Source organism: Micromonospora rosaria (genome assembly GCF_001567585.1).
GTDB classification, from domain to species: domain Bacteria; phylum Actinomycetota; class Actinomycetes; order Mycobacteriales; family Micromonosporaceae; genus Micromonospora; species Micromonospora rosaria.
This window is the reverse complement of sequence record NZ_LRQV01000015.1, coordinates 22,213-38,608: the sequence shown is the minus strand read 5'-3', so window position 1 is coordinate 38,608 and position 16,396 is coordinate 22,213. Positions and strand designations below refer to the sequence as shown.

The window sequence follows — 16,396 nt, the reverse complement described above, 5'->3', positions numbered from 1 at the left end:
ATGGCTCACTGAGGATCGCCCCGGACCCTTCAGTCCGCCTCGTCCTCTGGCATCTCGGTCAGCCGGGACGGGTCTGGCGGTATCTGAGGCATCGGCCCCGGCCACGGCGGGTGCGAGCCAGCCACGTCCAGCGAGACGTTCACGCTCTCCGCGTCGATGACGCTGACCCGCTGCTCGGCCAGCCGCTCCAGCACTTCCTCGGCCTCCAGCGCGTCACCGCGCGCGTCGACCAGTCGGGCGACCAGGGTGAGCACGAACTCCGGTGGCACGAACCGGGCAACTGTCGGCTTCCCGGCAAGCTCGCTGTAGGCCGACGGCCGCAGCCGCGAATTGAGGATCACCAGGCCCTCGTCCGGCGCGAACATCTGCACCTCTTCCTGGCCCACCTCGTTGTGCGGGATCTTCAACAAGACGTCGACCGCTCCGGCGCTCCAAAGCATTTCGGTGTGCTCGGCTAGCTTGCGCCTCTCGAAGGCGATGCCCAGGCCACCGGCAATCTCTTCCCATAAATCGACGTACTCGTCGTGGGAGCTGGATTTGTGCAACTCCTCGCCGAATTCCTCGAAGGACATCCCGCCGGTGCCGGGCACGTACACGCCAGCCAACTGCTGCGCCACCCGGTGCCGGAACTCGGACTCTTCCCGTTCCCGCCGCTCCAGCCGATCCCGGGCGTTCTGCCGGCTCTGCTCGCTGATGCCGGGGTGGTCCACGATGCCGGGCAAGTCCAGCACCGTCGCCCAGCCCTCGGTCACCGGCTGCGCCTCCCACAGCCGGGCGAGCCGGTTGCGGTGCAATTCGTCGATGCGCAGCTTGACGATCGGCGCCAGCCAGGCCGGCAGCCCGACCTCGGTCTGTAGAGCCAGCAGGATCATCCGCGTGGACCAGTCGTGGTGATCCGAAAAAGAGATCTCGGCGGCGCCGCGGATCACCCCGGCGACCTGCTCACAGAGCTGCTCGATGTCGCTGTAGTGCAGCGATAGCTCGACCGGACGCTCGTTGCGGCGGGTCTCATCGGAGCGAATGGCCGCCGAGAACCGGGCCTTAATTTCGGCGTATGGGATGCCGCGGCTCCACTCGAAGGCCACCAGCGCGCGCAGCAGGGCGGCGGCGTCCCGGTCGTCGACCTCCTCCACCTCCCGTGCCAGCAGCTCGCGCAGTTCCCTCGACGCCACGACCTGTCCCTCGGCCACGAACTTGGCCGGCAGGGCGTACCGCTTCGTGCCGAAGTACTGGGCGCAATACTTGCGTCGCACCTCCTCCTCGTGGAGATAAGCCAGCGCGTATGTCTGGATGTTCTCCTTCAGGGACGGGTAGTGCCGCGGGTGCACCCCGGGCAGGCCCACCCATGCGGTCACCCCCTCGATCTCGTCGCTGCGGCAGGCGTGAAACAGTAGGTCGATATCGCCGGTGCCCTGCGTCGCCAGCCGGGATAGCAGTTCCAGGACGTGCGCGCTGCCCAGGGCCAGCCCGGACTTGGCCAGCGCCTCACCCAGCCGGGTGGGCCGGTGCTTGTCGTCCGCGTCCCGGTCGAGCAGGCCCAGGACGGACAGGCGCTCAATCACCTCGGCGTCGGCGGGCAGCTGCACGTCGGGTTCCTGGGCGGCGAGCAACGCCTTCAATACCGAGCCGACCCGGGTCGCCAGCTGCGGCATCCGCCGACCGAAGCCGTCCGAACAAAGCACGTGCAGCGAGAGCAGGGCGATGTCGTCTAGTTCCCGGATCCTCCCGGTCACTCGATCGGTGCGCTCATGCCCGACCACGTATCGCTCGAAAACTCCATCCATTGACGACAGCGACAGCACCGAGTCCGCAGTGAGACCGGCTACCCCCTGCAAGTCACGCTCGCTGGGAACCAAGATATAGAAGGCGCCGCGTTCCTTGTTCGCGACGCCGCGCCGACCGGCGCGTCCGGCCTTGTTGTCCAGCTCGGCTGGCATGCTGAGCCGGCGCAGCCGGTCCGAGCCGTACCCGGAGATACTGGTCGCGATCACCACGTCGGCGGGCAGGTTGACGCCTATCGCGAGCGTGTCCGTGGCAACCAGTACCCTTAGCACACCGCAGCGGTCTCGGAAGTCGTCCTCCAGGTCGCGCCGCAACCGTGGCGACAGCCGGGCGCTGTGGTACGCCACCCCGGTCCGCAGGCCGCGGACCACCTCGGACGCCAGCGGCAGGTCAGTGTCCTGCAACGCGAGGAACCGCCGCTCAGCGGCGTCCGCGTCAACGTCGGGATCGGCGAACCGGCCGATCTGCCACGGTGATCCGCGCCGCCGGGCAACGGCGCCCATGGTCGCGTCGAGTGACTTCTGGATTGCCAGAGCGAGTTCCTGGGCCGCTGTCCGGCCCGGCACGAAGACCAGGATCCGGGTCTTCCGGTCCTCGTTGAGTAGGCGGGTGACCAGCGAGACGGCCAGCGGCCCGGTGCTCAGCCCGCGAACCTGGATCCGGTCACGCGTGGAGTTGCGGGTGATGTCGGCGAGGTCGTGCTCCTCGGTCACTGGCTCGGGAAGCTGGGCGTCCCGCTCGGAGAGGCTCATTAGGTGCGCGTCGCGTTGCAACCGCCACCGGTTACTGTCCATCACGTACGTGTCCAGCGGTACCGGCCGCTTGCTGCTCTGCACGAAGCTAAATGTGTCCACTCCGAGCCAACTGCGCAGCACTTCGGTCGACTGCGCGGACATGGTGGCCGACAGGCCGAGAATGCCAGGCCGTTCCTCCTGAGGCATCAGGCGCACCATTGTCAACAGGCTTTCCAGTTTGGCCGCCCGTTTCTGATCCTCGACGAGGGTCTGCATCTCGTCAACCACCAGCAACGAGGTCTTGCCCAGGGTGCGCTGGCCGGAGATCAGGTAGCCGAGTAGCTTCTCGTAGATCGCGATGGCAACTTCGAATCGACCCTTGGAGACCGGCGAGTCGTTTTCCGGATAGTCCCGGGATGACGGATAGACCCGGATCTTTCGGTCACCTCGCCAGGCCTCGACCCAGCTCTCCCATTCACGGGACTCCTGAGCGACCAGCGCCTTGGTCGGGAAGATCATCACGGTGGAGTGCCCGGTGCCGACCGCGTAGTTCATCGCGAGCCGCGCCACAGTGGTCTTGCCCGTGCCGGTGACCGCGCTAATCAGCGCGGCCTGCCGGGAATCGGTGGCCCCGACCGCCGCGCTAAGCATCCGCTTCTGCACGTCTTCGCGCGCGCTCGCCATCCCGATCTGGTCGGCTGCCTTCCTCTGCACCGAGGCAGGCAGCAGCCTCAGCGGGTCCAGGCTGCTGTCGACCGGCTCCGGAACGACCGCAACGACCGGAGGCGTGGCTAGGGCGGGGGAGGCGCCAAAGAGTTCGTCGAGAAAACCGGGCAGATCCTTGTACGTCGCGCCATACGGCAGGTAGGCCAGTTTGCCCTGGAGCCGGTCGACGGGCAGGTCGACCGCCCGGACCAGGACGTAGGCCCGACGGCCAGTACCGCCGTAGCGCTGCTCGTACCATTGCAGGAAGCCGGTGAAGTTCGGATCGGCCAGACCCGCGCCGTAGCCGAGGAACATGAACGTGTGACTAGCGGCAAAGGCCTGAAGTACCTCAGTTGTCGTCTGGTCCGACGACAGACGCTGATAGTCCGAACCGGACAGTACGATCGAGTCCGGTAGCTCGTGCCGGCCATGAAGGTGAAAGACGTAATCTGCGGGATTCTCGTGAAAACGGTCCCGCTGATCAATTTCGGTCCAGGTCATCCCAAGTCGACTAGAGACGCCCTCTAGTAGTTGATCATAGTTGGTGGTGAGAACCGGGACTGGTTGCCGCAGAACCGACTCAAATCCGCGGTCAATCGGCCTGAGACTGCCGATGGTACGCCGGATCCAGTCGAGGAACTCCCCCCGCGCTTGCCCTTTGAAGACCCTGTTGATCCACTCCGCCGCCGTAATGTAGGAGTCCACCGAGGGGTCGGCCTCGATCAGTCCACGGAGACTGCCGACGGCATTGCCCCACTCAGGACGTAGGCCGCCCAGATAGTCCAATCCTGAGTCGATTAGCCCAGGCCAGGTTGCCGTTTGCGTGTTGCCACTGATCGCAACACTGAGGCCGGCGCCGCAGACCAGGACCACTTTCCCCGCGCGGGCACGCTCGACGAGATCTTGTTTCCAGGTCTCTTCGGGGGCCATATGCGGCATCGTACCCGACTCTTATTGCTGAGCTCGATTTTGGGTTCGTGTAGGCCGCTGAGCTGGGGATCTCGTCTGTTGGTTCACAATAAATCGGTCATTGTAGGTGTGTCGGCTTTGTCTCCATACGTACGGTGAAGACGGCCCCGAGGGCCAGAGGGTGCAAATCGTGGACTCCTTGCGGCGGGGCTCGCGGGACACCGAGCACATCGGCTCGGCGCAAGACGAGGCGCAGCTGGCAGTGCCGCAATCGGAAAGCCGAGACGCTCGTATCGCTTGGCTACCTGCGGGGTGGCGCAGACCACCAGGGTGTTCGCGGGCGTGAGGCCGAGCCCGGTGGCGTCCGCGATGGTCTTGAGGGTCACCTCGGCAAAGGCATCGGTTGGTGCATATCGAAGATCGGCACGACGACGGAGCGGAGTCCGGTGAGCATGCTGAACCCGCTTGATGGCGGCCTCGCGGCGGTGGTACGGGACGGGATTGCGCTTCGTGTTCTCATGGTTTGCCGAGGCGACTGCCCATACGATCGTCAAGTCGCCCATGGCGAGCCGGAGCAGATAATCGGCCCGAAAGCGGGTCAGCAGGTGATGCCGACCGGGGAAGAGGACGAAGGGCGCCACCGTGGTGATCATACCCGGCGACCGGGCCGACACCTCCTGGACGGGTGTCCGGGTCACAACACTGTAGACGGCATGATGGCAAGTATGCGGCGGCACGTGAAGCAGATCCTGACGGACATCCGGCATCGGCGGAACATCGATCTCTACGCGACCACGCTGGTCGTGCTGATCTTCGCAGTGCTGCTGATCGTCGGGGCAGATCTTCCAGACAGCGTACGGTGGTCCGTGCTCTTCGCTGGGCTGGGCTTCCTGCTGCTGCGGGTCGCGTTCGCAAACCATCGGGAGGACCGCTTCCTCGACCGCAGTGACTATGACCGCAACCCGGTCACAGACGACCTGCGCGACGCTAAGGATGTGTGGATCTTCGCGCCGGTCGGCTCGAACTTCCTCACGGAGGAACGCTGCGACATTCTGCGCCGCGGGCCGCTCGCACGGGATGGCGGCTCGGTGCGGATCGTGGTACTAGAGCAATTCGACCCGGGTGACCCGATCTCGGAGCAACTCGACGCGCTGCTAGACTATCCGGTGCAGACGGCGGCCGAGTCGCTGCGCGAGACGCGGACACGGCTCGCGACGATGGCGGAATGGCAGGTCAAAGGCACGTTCGCGTACAGGGAGATTGCCTTCAACCCGGGCTTCAGCCTGGTCGCGGTGAACCCTCACGCGGCCGGCGGCTACGCCAACATTGAGTTTCACGCCTTCCGCAACGACGCCATCCGGTCGCGCATGCACATCCATCTGACCCGCGACGACGGCGCCTGGTACGTCTATTGGCTGGACCAGTTCGAGGCGATCTGGCGCTCGACAGTGGCGGCCAAGCCATGACGGCTGTCTTCACCGGTGCGGGCATCAGCGGCGATCTGCCGGCCGCCCTCCCACGCGGGTTCGGCCTGCGTGACGCCGTGCTGAGGACCATGCACGAGGCCGCCTGGGACGCGTTCGGCCCGCTAGTAGTGCTTTGTCATGATCGGGGACGGTTTCGGGGTTTTCGTCTTGTGGGGAAGCGGGTTTTGCAGGTGGGACACGCGCCGATCAGCCTGGCCAGGAGGGCTTGTAGTTCGTGGAGTACGGCGTAGAGGGTCAGGCCGGCGCGGGGGCTTTTGGGTCGAGGCGTTGCAGGGTGCAGAAGGCGTGAGCGGCGGATACGAGGGTGACGTGGTGGTGCCAGCCTTGCCAGGTGCGGCCCTCGTAGTGGTCGAGGCCGAGGCCGGTCTTCAGTTCGCGGTAGTCGTGTTCGATGCGCCAGCGTAGTTTCGCCCATCGGATGAGGGTGCGTTTCGCGGTGGTGGCGCGTAGGTTCGACAGCCAGTACTTGGTGGGTTCGTCGCGGTCGGGTGGCCACTCGGCGATCAGCCACGCTTCGGGTAGGTCCTGGTCGCGGTGGGCGGCGAGCAGGACCCGTCCGGCTGGCCGGACCCGCAGGAACACGAACCGGGAGCGCATCTTCACCGGCCGGCCTGCCCGAGTGCGGGAACCGTCACGCCAGGACACCGGCTGGGCCGCGGCAGCGCCGTGGGAAAGGACGAGGTTCTTGACCGAGGTCGCGGGGTCCCGGTACCGCTGGGCCGGTGGCCGTCCGGTCCAGTTGGCCGGTGGCGCGGTACGGACCGCTGTCTGCTGCTGAACGCCGATCGTGGTGGCCACCTGCACCACATAGGACAGGCCACGTTCCGTCAGGCCGTGGCGGAACTCGCCGCTGTCGCCGTACCCGGCGTCCGCCACGATCAACGGGGGTCGCAGGCCCCACCCGATCACCTCGTCGATCATGTCCAACCCGAGGCGCCACTTCTCCCGATGCCCGACGCCGTCGGGGATCTGCGCCCGCGTCCGCCGCTGATCGACATCGGCGGCGGCCTCCGGCGAGCAGGGATCCCACGACTCGGGCAGGAACAACCGCCAGTCGACGGGGCACGACGCCATGTCGGTGACCAGGTTCAGACTCACCCCGATCTGGCAGTTGGTGACCTTGCCCGCCGTGCCGGTGTACTGCCGGGCCACCCCCGGCGACGCGGCACCGCACTTGAGCCAGCCCGTGTCATCAAGAGCCCACGCCGCCGGCGTGATCGCCTCATCCATCCGCTGCGCCAGGCGTCGCCGCACCGGCACCACGTCCCACCGACTATTCGTCACGAAATGGTTCAACGCCTGATCATGCACACCCGGCAGACGGCCCGCCATCGGCTGGATCGACTTACGCCGCCCGTCCACCATCAACCCGCGCACATACTGCCCGGCCCGATCCTGCCACCCGGCGCGGGTCAACGACCCGAACACCTCACCGGTGAACTCGGCCAGATCACCGCCCAGACGCTCTACTGCCCGAACATCCACACCAGAGCCAACGACTCACCACACCAACAGCCCCCGAAGTATGCCGAAATGTGACAAAGTACTACTAGTGCTTGGCAGGAAATTCGAAACGAGGTGGACTTCAGCCGCTACGACCCGATGCCGAACTGGTCAAACCCGTGGATCAATGATCTCGGCTATCTGCGCCACCAGGTAGCTCGTCCGCGCATGCCATGGTGCCAGGTGTCGGCTTGGATTCGAGAATCCTCGATGGCCTGCCTGTCGCGCTCGGATCGGTATTCGCGGTAGGGCTCGTGCGGGCTCCAGTCGCCGATGAAGGGCCGTAGGTCGTCGGGCTCGGGTTCGATGTCGAAGTCGATGGCGGCGATGGCGCCGTCTCCTCGGGTGGGGTCGAGGCGGTCGGCGGCGGCTCGCGCCCAGGCGACCCATCGGGCGCAGTTCTCCGAGTCGGCTGGGCCGTCGGGGGCGGCTCGCTCGAGTGCGTTGCAGAAGGCGCGGATCTCGTCGGCGGAGACCCAGGAGTCGTAGGCCAGACGGAACGCCATCCTGCGCTGGAGTTCCGCGGCCAGGGGGCGGGCCTCGTCGAGAGCCGCCTGCCACTGGAGTCGCTTCTCCGCTTCCCGACGCTCCTGCTCGGCGAGGTAGTCGTCGTGGGCTCGCTGGGCGGCCACACGGGCTTCCTCGTCAGCGACAATCCCGGCCTCGACGTCCCGAACGATCCGGGGAAGTCGCTTCTCCAGCGTGGTGCGTCTGTCGTCCGCCCAGGTGTCTTTCTTATCCCAGCCGGCGCGGACGATTTCCAGCCGCAGACGCCCGGAGGCAACCTTGTCGGTCTTGGGGAGCACCAGCCAACGGTTGCGTCGCAGCTGCCGGGTTTCCTGATCGGTGGGAACGTGCGGAACCTCGTCGTACTTCTCGATCAGCTTGACCCTGCGTCGGATCTTGTCGACCTGAAGGTAGACGGAGGGGTGCTTGGTCTTGGTATTCACCCCGACTCGGTGGCCTCGCCTTCGGGCCTCGGCGGCGAGGCCATGGATCAGGTCCAGCGCCCTGGAGACCGACGCCTCCGTGACCTCCAGTCCGGCCGGGTCCTTCTCCAGCGCGGCGAAAACGAGGTCGGGGTCGGTGGTGACGCGGCGAGTGTTAAGCCGGATCCGGTTCCAGTCCGTCTCGTCTGGGGCTTCGTCGTTAGACAGGCGGATGATCAGGTCACCGGCGGCGCGGCCAGTGTGCTTGAGGTGGAACCCGGCGGGCACGAGGCTGTGCTGCTTGGCGGCGTGAATGACCCGCCGGTACAGGGCGCGTTCCTCGGGGGCAGGGCTCTCGACTCGTACGGTTCCGCCCTCCGCCTGAAGGCGTTCAACGAGTTGTCGGGCCTGCTCGACCGTCGCGGTGGCTGTGGACTGCTTTGATTCGGCCGCCGTGGCGGCATCGACGGGTCGCGACTGGCCCTGGGCCGGCTTGCCCTGCTTGCCGGTGATGGTGGTCCGGTCGAGTTGGCGAGGGGCCGTCGTGGCCTCCATGAGGCGGTCTGGGTGGTCGGGATGGACGCCGTTGTCGAGGTAGAACCGGCCGGCGTCAGTGATCTGGGCCCGCCACACGCCGCCCCGACGGCTGACGTCGACGAGCCGACGGGTCTGCAGTGCCCGGGCCGAGAGGCGCTGGTCCACCCCGTCGGGGCCGCTGAGGTCGTCCCCCTCGCCGATCCGGCGCAACAACAGCAGTTGGTGTTCCTTCAACGGATCCCATCTCTGCACCCTCACGACCTTCGACGTCTTGGATCCGGTTCACAAGGAACGACACCCGCTTTTGGCAGACGCAGGAGGATCTGCAGATCACCGTCCGTTCAGGCTCGTACGGAGCTGGTCGGCCAGCGTGACCGTGTCGTCCCGTGGTCCGGCGTCGAGATCGGCGAGGGCTTTGGTCAGGGCACGGAGCAGGGTCCGGATGCCGTCGGCGTCGCCGAGGGCGTGGCGGGCGTGCATCGCCTTGGTGTAGAGGGCTTCGTTGTAGCGGTCGAGGCCGATCGCCTTGTCGAGGAGGTCGGAGGCGGCCTGCGGTGCGGTGTCGAGCAGGTCGTCGGCGAGTAGGAGGTGGGCTTCGGTGCCCCACCTGCGGACTGTCTCGCGGTGCGGCTGCAGCCACTCGTAGTCCTGGCCTTCGGCGAGGGGCGCGGTGGAGAGTTCGCAGGCGGCGGTGAGGAGGTCGCGGCGGCGTGGTCCGGTGGCGATGGTGGCGGCTCGCATCAGGTCGCGGAGTCGCCAGACGTCGACGTCCACGGTTGCGGGGTCGAGCCGGTACCGTCCGGAGGTTTTGATGACGTAGGCGTTTTTTGTGTCTGCGGTGCCGGCGCGGCCGAGGACGTGGCGCAGGTTCGAGGCGTTGGTGTGCACGCGTTGGTCGGCTTGGCTGAGGCGGGCGTCGGGTTCGAGGTATTCGCCGACGTCGCGGGTGGTGGCGCCGTCGGGGTGGACGGCGAGGTACACGGCCAGTTCCAGCGCCTTGGCGCGCAGCGGGCGGCCTTCCGCGGTGATGCCGTCGATACGCGGTGGGCCGAGTACCCGGAGCCGTGCCCGCCCGGCGTCCGTCTCCACTGAATGGCTGGGCGTGGCCGGGAGGGGCGGGTCCGTGCCGGCGGTCGTGCTCTCGGTGCGGCTCACGTGCAGGGGCACGCCGGCGTCCGGCACGGTCGGCGGGGCGGGCGGTTCACCGGTGTGCGCCTCGCGCAGGGTGGCCAGGATCTGGGTCGCGGTGACCGGTTCGAGCACCGGCAGCCGCAGGGGTATCGCCTCGGCGGGCGGCCCAGCGGTGAGGGCGTGGTGCCCGTTCGGGTCAACGGCGATGGTGGTGCCGTGTTCCCATGCGCCGAGCAGCAACGCGGTCACGTGCAGGTCCCCGCCGAGGTGGAGGGCGGTCTTGGCGCGGATGCCCGCTCCGGTGGGTGGGGCCTCGGTGATGAGCACGACCGGTGGCAGTGTCTCTCCGTCGGAGGCGTGCTGGTGTGAGCTGTCCAGGTCGGTCAGCGCCTGCTCGTCGAGGATGCGGCTGCGGTGCAGGAGCCGGGCCTCGATCGCGGTGAGGGCGGCGTCGGTGCTGTCGACGACGTGCAGCCGGGGCCATGGTGCGAGGCTGGTCGCGTCGGCGCCGAGGAGCGCGCCCAGGGTCCCGGCGTCGATGACGACCTCGCCGCAGGCGTCGGGCTGGTGGCGGTCGCCGGAGGCGAGGACGGCGACGAGGGCAGCGCGGGCGGCGGCGTACGCGCCGTCGCCGACGACACCGAGTCCGCCGGGCGGCAGCGACGCAAGGTCGGATACGAGGTCTGACGGCTCGTCGTTGTCGGGGTCGGGGGCTGACGGTTCGGTCGTGCGGGCCGTCACGGCGCGGCGGAGCTGGGTCACCGGGGCGGGCAGGTCGACGGGTGGGTCGGTGTCGGGTTGGCCGGTGTAGCGGCGGCGGCGGTGGAGCCAGACCAGTGTGGTGGTGGCGCTGATCGCGGCGGCGAGCGTCCAGGGCAGCCAGGTGGTGGTTGACAGCTGCACCCCGTCGTCATTCGCGGCCACCGGCGGTCGGGGTGCGTCGGGGGCGGTCGGCGAGGCCGGCGCCGGGCTGGCGGGGTGGGACTCCGCGGATGAGGGTTTCGGCGAGGCTCCGGTGTCGTTCGGGGCTGCCGGTGAGGCGGTGCTGGGGGCAGCGCTGGCTGTCTCGGTGCTGCCGGGCGCGGGATCCGAGGGGTCGGGGGCGGTGCTCGGCGGTGTGGGTGGCTCAGCGGGACCGGGCGTGGTCGCCGGGGGGTGCGTGGGCGGTGTCGCTGGTCTGGCGGCCTGCGGTGGTCGGGCGTCGGCCGGCAGTCGAAGTTCCCAGCCGGGATAGATGAGGTCGCAGTCGCGCAGGGTGCCGCCCGCGCCCGGGAAGTGGCGGTGCTTGTTCAACCGGCAAATCTCCGGCCATCGGTCCGCGTCGCCGAGCCACTCCTTGGCGACCTTCGACATAGTGTCGTTGCGGTCGACGGTGTAGACGTAGCGCTGGTCACCGACATAGACGAAGGCCGCCCCGCGGGCGGCTGCCTGCCGAGAGATGTCGGTGCGGACGGTCGCGGCGGCGGACACAGCGGACTGGTCCGGGCCCGCCGTACGGTCGAGGGAGCCGGCGGAGGTGATCGCGAAGGCAGCGGTGCCGGCCAGTCCGAACACGAGCCGGTGCAGCGGGGCCGGCAGTCTGAGCACCGGAATACGCCAGCGGGTCAGCACCGCGACGATCTCGGCCAGCAGGAGCAGCGCGAACACACCCCACAGCAGCCACATCACCCACAGCGCCACGCCGGTGAGAACGTCGGTGGTGAATCGTCCGCTGATGTTGTCGAACCATGCCAGGACCTGCGACCACGCCGGCAGCCTGCGGACGGGATTACCGCCCACGAGCCACAGCAGCGCCGGCACCACCACCAGGAAGACGCCGGTGCCGACGACCGCGCGCACGGCACCGGCCAGCGACCGTGACACGGGCGCCCGGCGCGGGGTCACGTCCCGAGGAGGATGGACCGTGGCGCGGTCGCCATAGTCCGCCCGGCGGTCGTCTCTGTCCGGGGACACTCGCGGCACCCGCCCCTCCCACCGTTGATCGTCAATCTTCCCGGGGTACACGAGAATGAACGACCCTGGCTATTCGATCAAGAGGAATTCTCACCATCCGCGCACAAAAGATCACCCGCGAGAATCGCGGTTGACGGCCCGGCGCCCTCACGGGCGAGACTGCCCCACATGCCAAGCGGGGGCGCCAGGGCGTCGATCGATCTCAGTTCCGCGACCATCGCCGTCACCGTTCACCGGCAGGGCGCCACAGTCCCGATCCTCATCGACGGCCGCATCGTCATGCCCACCGGCGTCGCCATCGGCCCCACAGGTCAGCTCTACGTCGGCCTCGACCACGCCGCCGCGCGGGCCCTCCCCGCAGACCACCGCTACGTCGACAACCCGACCGACCTGCTCGGCACACCCACCCACACCCACGATGCGGCACCACCCGACCCGGTGGAACTCCTCGCCGCCGTCCTACGCCAGACAACCTTCTACGCCGCCCACCAGATCGGACAACCGATCACCGAGCTCACCCTGACGATCCCCCCACACTGGGGACCACGACGCCGCGGACACCTCGACGACGCCGCCCACCGCGCAGGACTACCCGCACCCACCCTGGTCACCGCACCCGCCGCCCTCACCGCCTACGCCACGACCCTCGGCCTCACCGTGCCCCCAAACTCCTGCGTGCTCGTCTGCCAAGTCGACCGCCACCCGGCGACCCTCACCGTCCTCCAACTCGTCGGCGACCACTACCGCGAACTCGCCACCCAACAGATCACCACCCCCCACGACCTCGACCACCTCATCGCCCACCGCGTCATCGACGCCGCCACCCCCGACGACGACCCCCTCCGCACCACGATCAACCACCCCCCGGACGCCCCCGCCGACGACCGGCACGCCCTCCTGGAGTCCGTCCGCGCCGCCCGTCACCTCCTCGTCGAACACGACCGCGCGCCCGTCCTGCTCCCCGCACCCCGGCAGCCCGCCGTCATCACCCGCGACGACGTCACCACCGCCACCCAACCCTTCCTCGACACCGCCGCCCACACCGTCAAGGAGGTCCTCGACGCCGCCGACGTCGACACCGCACACCTCGCCGGCGTCATCGTGCGACCAGCCCCCGGCATACCCGCGCTCACCGAACGGCTCGCGCACGCCACCGGCACCACTCCCGGCGTCGTCGACCATCCCCACGCCCTCGCCGACGGAGCCCTGGCCCTCACCGCCGCCCACCAGCCCGGCCCACGCGCCGCCGCCGCACGGCTACCCCGCGTCCGGCTGCGCATCACCGACCTCGCCGGCATCCTCGCCCTCGGCGCATGCTCCCTGATACTGCTCCTGCAACCCGTCCTGACCGCCGACATCACGACAGTCGACAGTTACGTCGTCGGCGCCCGGACCTCCGTGCCCCAGATCGGCTCCTCCGGCGCGTTCGCCATGCTCACCGCGCTCGTCATCGCCCACCTCGCCCCCACCACCTGGCTCGCCGGCACCCCCACCGGATCACCAGCCGAACCCACCACCGGCAGCCTCATCCGCCGCGGATACCTCGCCGCCGCCGTCAGCGGGCTCATCACCGCCACGCTCTACGGACTCGCCACCGGCACCGCCCTCGAGTTGGACTACCGGCCATACCTGACCTGGACCCTCGGTGCCGCCCTACCCCTGGCCGCCTGCACCGCACTCATCGCCGTCACCGCACCCCGCATCCCCGCCGACGCCCTGCCCACCTGGCTCGCCCTCGCCCGCCCCGCCATCCACTACGCCCTGCTCGCCGCCGCCGGCATGTTCCTCATGCGCGCGGCGCTCAGCCTCACCATCCCGGTCGACCTCACCGGCATGCCCGGCCTCGTCGGTAGCCTCGGGGCAGCCCTGCTCGGCGCCGCCACCATCCTGACCATCACCGACAGCCGCGTGCTGCGCGCCCTCGCCGTCCCCGGCGTGGCCATCGCCTACGCCCTCGTGTTCACCTACAGCACCAAGAGCGCCCTGATCGTCGCCTACCTCGCCGCACTCACCTGGTGGGCAGTCCGGCTCACCACCAAAACCCTGCACCTCGCCTTCCCCAACGCCGGAGCGGCACTACACCGGCTCGTCAACCGACCCCACAGCTGAGCAACGGTCGGCGCCACGCGGTCCATCGCGGTCACACCTGCCTACCCCTCCCCCACACGCGGGAGGATCCGGCCGATCCCACCGTCGACAGGTGGTCGCGCGTGACCTGCTGCCGGCAGGCCAGGCGTTGCCAAGCTCGGCTTCGTCGGGTCAGCCCGGCCCCGGCGTCGGGGTGTCGCAGGGGGTCGGCGGGGCCGGGTCGGTTGCAGGCGTCGGAGTCCGTTCTCGGTCGGGGTGGCTGGTACGTGTCGAGCATCGAAGAGATCACCGGCGAGCTGCGTGCCCTGACGACCGGTGTCGAGCGGGCGCGGAGCCTCACCGCCGCAGCCGACAACTAGGCCGAGCAGGTCGCCGTACGGGCCGCCGGCGCGGGTTTCGCGGCGGTCGCCGCCGGCATCGCCCAGGTACGCGCCGCGATCTCCACCATCCAGGGCGGACTCGGCAACCTCACCACCGCGGTCGAAGAGGCGGCCACCGCCACCGCAAGGGTTCCCCGGGAGGCCACGCCGCAGGAGACCGTCGCCGCGCTGGCCCCGGTCGGACAGGGCGTCGCCGCCGCCCGGGAAGCCGCCACCTCGACGATCGCGCACATCGGTCACGCCCGACAGCTCGTCAGCGCGGTCCTTCAAGGCGGGCAACCCGGCCCACTCCTGCAGGCTCTCGACAGCATCAAACAGGTCCTGGTACTCGTCGTCCAACGCGGCACCGCCGCGCAGCAGGCGGTCGAAGCGGCCATCAGCCAGGCCCGACAGGTGGGGTCGGCGGGAAACTGAGGGGCTGTCGGCATACGGGTCCCGGTGCAGAGTCGGGTATGCCAGTTGTGCAGAGGTCAGGGCGCGAAGCGGTCGGGCGCTGCAGTGGCGGTCGGCTCGGCGACACACGTCCGTTGCTCACGATGAGTAACCGGTGGACGTGGGCCGCCGCCCGGATTGCGGCAGATGCGTGCGCCGAGGTTGGCAGGTCAAGGCAACCAGTTGAACCGCGTGGATTATCGGGACGGATGCCGCTATCCGATCGACAAACGATGGTGGAACTCTGATGGTCTTCAAGGCTGGGGGGCCGCGCCCGTCCGGTCGTTGAGAATCAACTCTCCGCGCCGACCGGCTACGGCAGAACTCCTTGAAGGAGACTCCCACGGTGCGCCCGGGTCGCGGTGAAGTAAGTGAACTGGCCGTATCGAACCGTATCCGGTCGTCGAGCCTGTCGGGCCAAAGAGATGACCAGACCACGAGACTCGGTTCGAGGCTATCCAAGATCTGTGGGTCGACCTCGTCATCAAGCAGATCCAGGATACCCAGACCACTCGGGGATGCTCAGGCTGCGACCGTATCCGGCTGCCCAACTGGATCACAAGCTCGAGCTTATCGCCCACCGGTCACGCAGAGCGGCCCGTGCGGCCGCGGAAGATCGAATCTCACGGCGAACGCTGAGGTCGGCCACCACGGCGGGAGTTCAATCGAGCAGCGATCCGTTCGGCGGCATGGTCTCGCCCGAACGCGGCGGGTCCAACGCCGACCAGCCACGGTCCTCAACGGCCCACGACAATGAGGATCCGTCCTCCACCTCCACCGTCATCTGCGGCAGAGCCCACCACGCTTCAGCGCTTGCCATCTTTCCCTGCGACTCGAACTCGGGACGCCGAGCCGGCAACGGAGAGCATTTGAGAGAGGTATTCGCGAACGGTGCCTCTCACGAGAATTTCCTTCGAGCCAACAGGCAAAACCACACGAACTGCTCGGCGTGAAGGATTTCCTCCCGAATCCGACCTTGAGGTGACCGGCAGCGCAATGCCACAATCTCCTCACGCGACTTAGTTCAACCCCACGGAACTTTGGAGGCTGGGTTGATAGATCCGGTGACGGGACGGACGCTTATCCCGGCCCCACATGGTCAAATCCCCATTCCCGGCATCCATCAACCCTGGTCTTATGTCCCGCCGCCATTTCCCCCGCCGGTGCAACCTCCGGCTACAGGCCGGCAGCAGAACTCCTCGTGCGAGATCCCTCAGTTGATAGTCGGAACGGCGAGTCAGTGCGTCGATCGGTCACCTTCAGTGCGTTGCGTGAGTTGTGGACGAATATTTTGCTCCACGCACGGAAGCTACGACCGAGAGAGTCAGCTCGGGTCATACGGGAGCAGCCTTCACCGAGCAAGATGGAACTTATGTCTGCCTTGTCAGAATTTGCAGATAGATCAGTGGGAGGAAGGGTCCAGGCGTTGGGAGGAAGAGGCTAGGCGCCTAGAAGAGCGCGCAGAAGAAGAGCGTCAAGCTCATGACGAACGCGTAGCCGAACGCGAGGATCGAGTTGGATGGCCAGCCGCCCATGCACGTATCGCCGAGCTCGAACGAGAAGCTGAGGACTACGCCTGGTTCAGTACGTACCGCGCCGATGGGGCCGTCATCTGGGCGGGTTCTTGTGCTGCAGTAGCGTTCGCCGGCGCAATCTGCGTACAGCATTGGTGGCCGCTGCTCGTCGCGTTGGCAGGACTCCTTGCTGTCCCCGCGCTTCGACGACGGCCCACTGCTGGGCGGGCTGACGAATTACTGAGAGAGGTCTCGCATCTTCGGACCCTACGCGGGTGCGGTGACCCTGCCTGTGACAGGTGCTGCACCGCG

General features: G+C 68.0%; 7 protein-coding genes and 1 pseudogene. 3 read left to right on the top strand and 5 right to left on the bottom strand.

What is annotated here, in order from left to right; translation table 11 throughout:
• Positions 1 to 29: 29 nt before the first annotated feature.
• Positions 30 to 4,151 (bottom strand): DEAD/DEAH box helicase, encoded by a 4,122-nt coding sequence (locus AWW66_RS07080; protein ID WP_169807064.1) that lies wholly within the window; start codon positions 4,149 to 4,151, stop codon positions 30 to 32.
• Between the two features lie 425 nt (positions 4,152 to 4,576).
• Between AWW66_RS07080 and AWW66_RS07075 the strand changes: the two genes are divergently transcribed.
• The gene (locus AWW66_RS07075; protein ID WP_157527233.1) at positions 4,577 to 5,596 is read left to right on the top strand and encodes a hypothetical protein; all 1,020 of its coding nucleotides are present in this window, start codon (positions 4,577 to 4,579) and stop codon (positions 5,594 to 5,596) included.
• Between the two features lie 255 nt (positions 5,597 to 5,851).
• Here the strand turns inward: AWW66_RS07075 and AWW66_RS07070 are convergent, their stop codons facing one another.
• The 3 genes from AWW66_RS07070 to AWW66_RS07060 form a co-directional block, all read right to left on the bottom strand.
• Positions 5,852 to 7,102, bottom strand: coding sequence for an IS701 family transposase (locus AWW66_RS07070; protein WP_083978288.1), 1,251 nt, complete (start codon positions 7,100 to 7,102; stop codon positions 5,852 to 5,854).
• 155 nt (positions 7,103 to 7,257) lie between these two features.
• Positions 7,258 to 8,838 (bottom strand): hypothetical protein, encoded by a 1,581-nt coding sequence (locus AWW66_RS07065; RefSeq protein ID WP_157527231.1) that lies wholly within the window; start codon positions 8,836 to 8,838, stop codon positions 7,258 to 7,260.
• Between the two features lie 78 nt (positions 8,839 to 8,916).
• Positions 8,917 to 11,601 (bottom strand): LysM peptidoglycan-binding domain-containing protein, encoded by a 2,685-nt coding sequence (locus tag AWW66_RS07060; RefSeq protein WP_245647980.1) that lies wholly within the window; start codon positions 11,599 to 11,601, stop codon positions 8,917 to 8,919.
• 237 nt (positions 11,602 to 11,838) lie between these two features.
• Here AWW66_RS07060 and AWW66_RS07055 point away from each other — a divergent pair, with 237 nt between their 5' ends.
• Together AWW66_RS07055 and AWW66_RS07050 are read left to right on the top strand one after the other, a co-directional pair.
• Positions 11,839 to 13,779, top strand: a complete 1,941-nt coding sequence (locus AWW66_RS07055; RefSeq protein WP_067361491.1) for an Hsp70 family protein — start codon at positions 11,839 to 11,841, stop codon at positions 13,777 to 13,779.
• A gap of 245 nt (positions 13,780 to 14,024) precedes the next feature.
• A pseudogene (locus AWW66_RS07050) lies at positions 14,025 to 14,552 on the top strand (DUF6244 family protein).
• Positions 14,553 to 16,018: 1,466 nt separating this feature from the next.
• Here the strand turns inward: AWW66_RS07050 and AWW66_RS07045 are convergent.
• Positions 16,019 to 16,237: a hypothetical protein gene (locus tag AWW66_RS07045; protein ID WP_067361489.1), complete on the bottom strand. Its 219-nt coding sequence runs from the start codon at positions 16,235 to 16,237 to the stop codon at positions 16,019 to 16,021.
• Positions 16,238 to 16,396: the final 159 nt, after the last annotated feature.

Coding starts and splice junctions, on each gene's coding strand:
- AWW66_RS07045 (WP_067361489.1), bottom strand. CDS start 16,237: ATGCTGTACGCAGATTGCGCCGGCGAACGCTACTGCAGCACAAGAACC.
- AWW66_RS07080 (WP_169807064.1), bottom strand. CDS start 4,151: ATGGCCCCCGAAGAGACCTGGAAACAAGATCTCGTCGAGCGTGCCCGC.
- AWW66_RS07055 (WP_067361491.1), top strand. CDS start 11,839: ATGCCAAGCGGGGGCGCCAGGGCGTCGATCGATCTCAGTTCCGCGACC.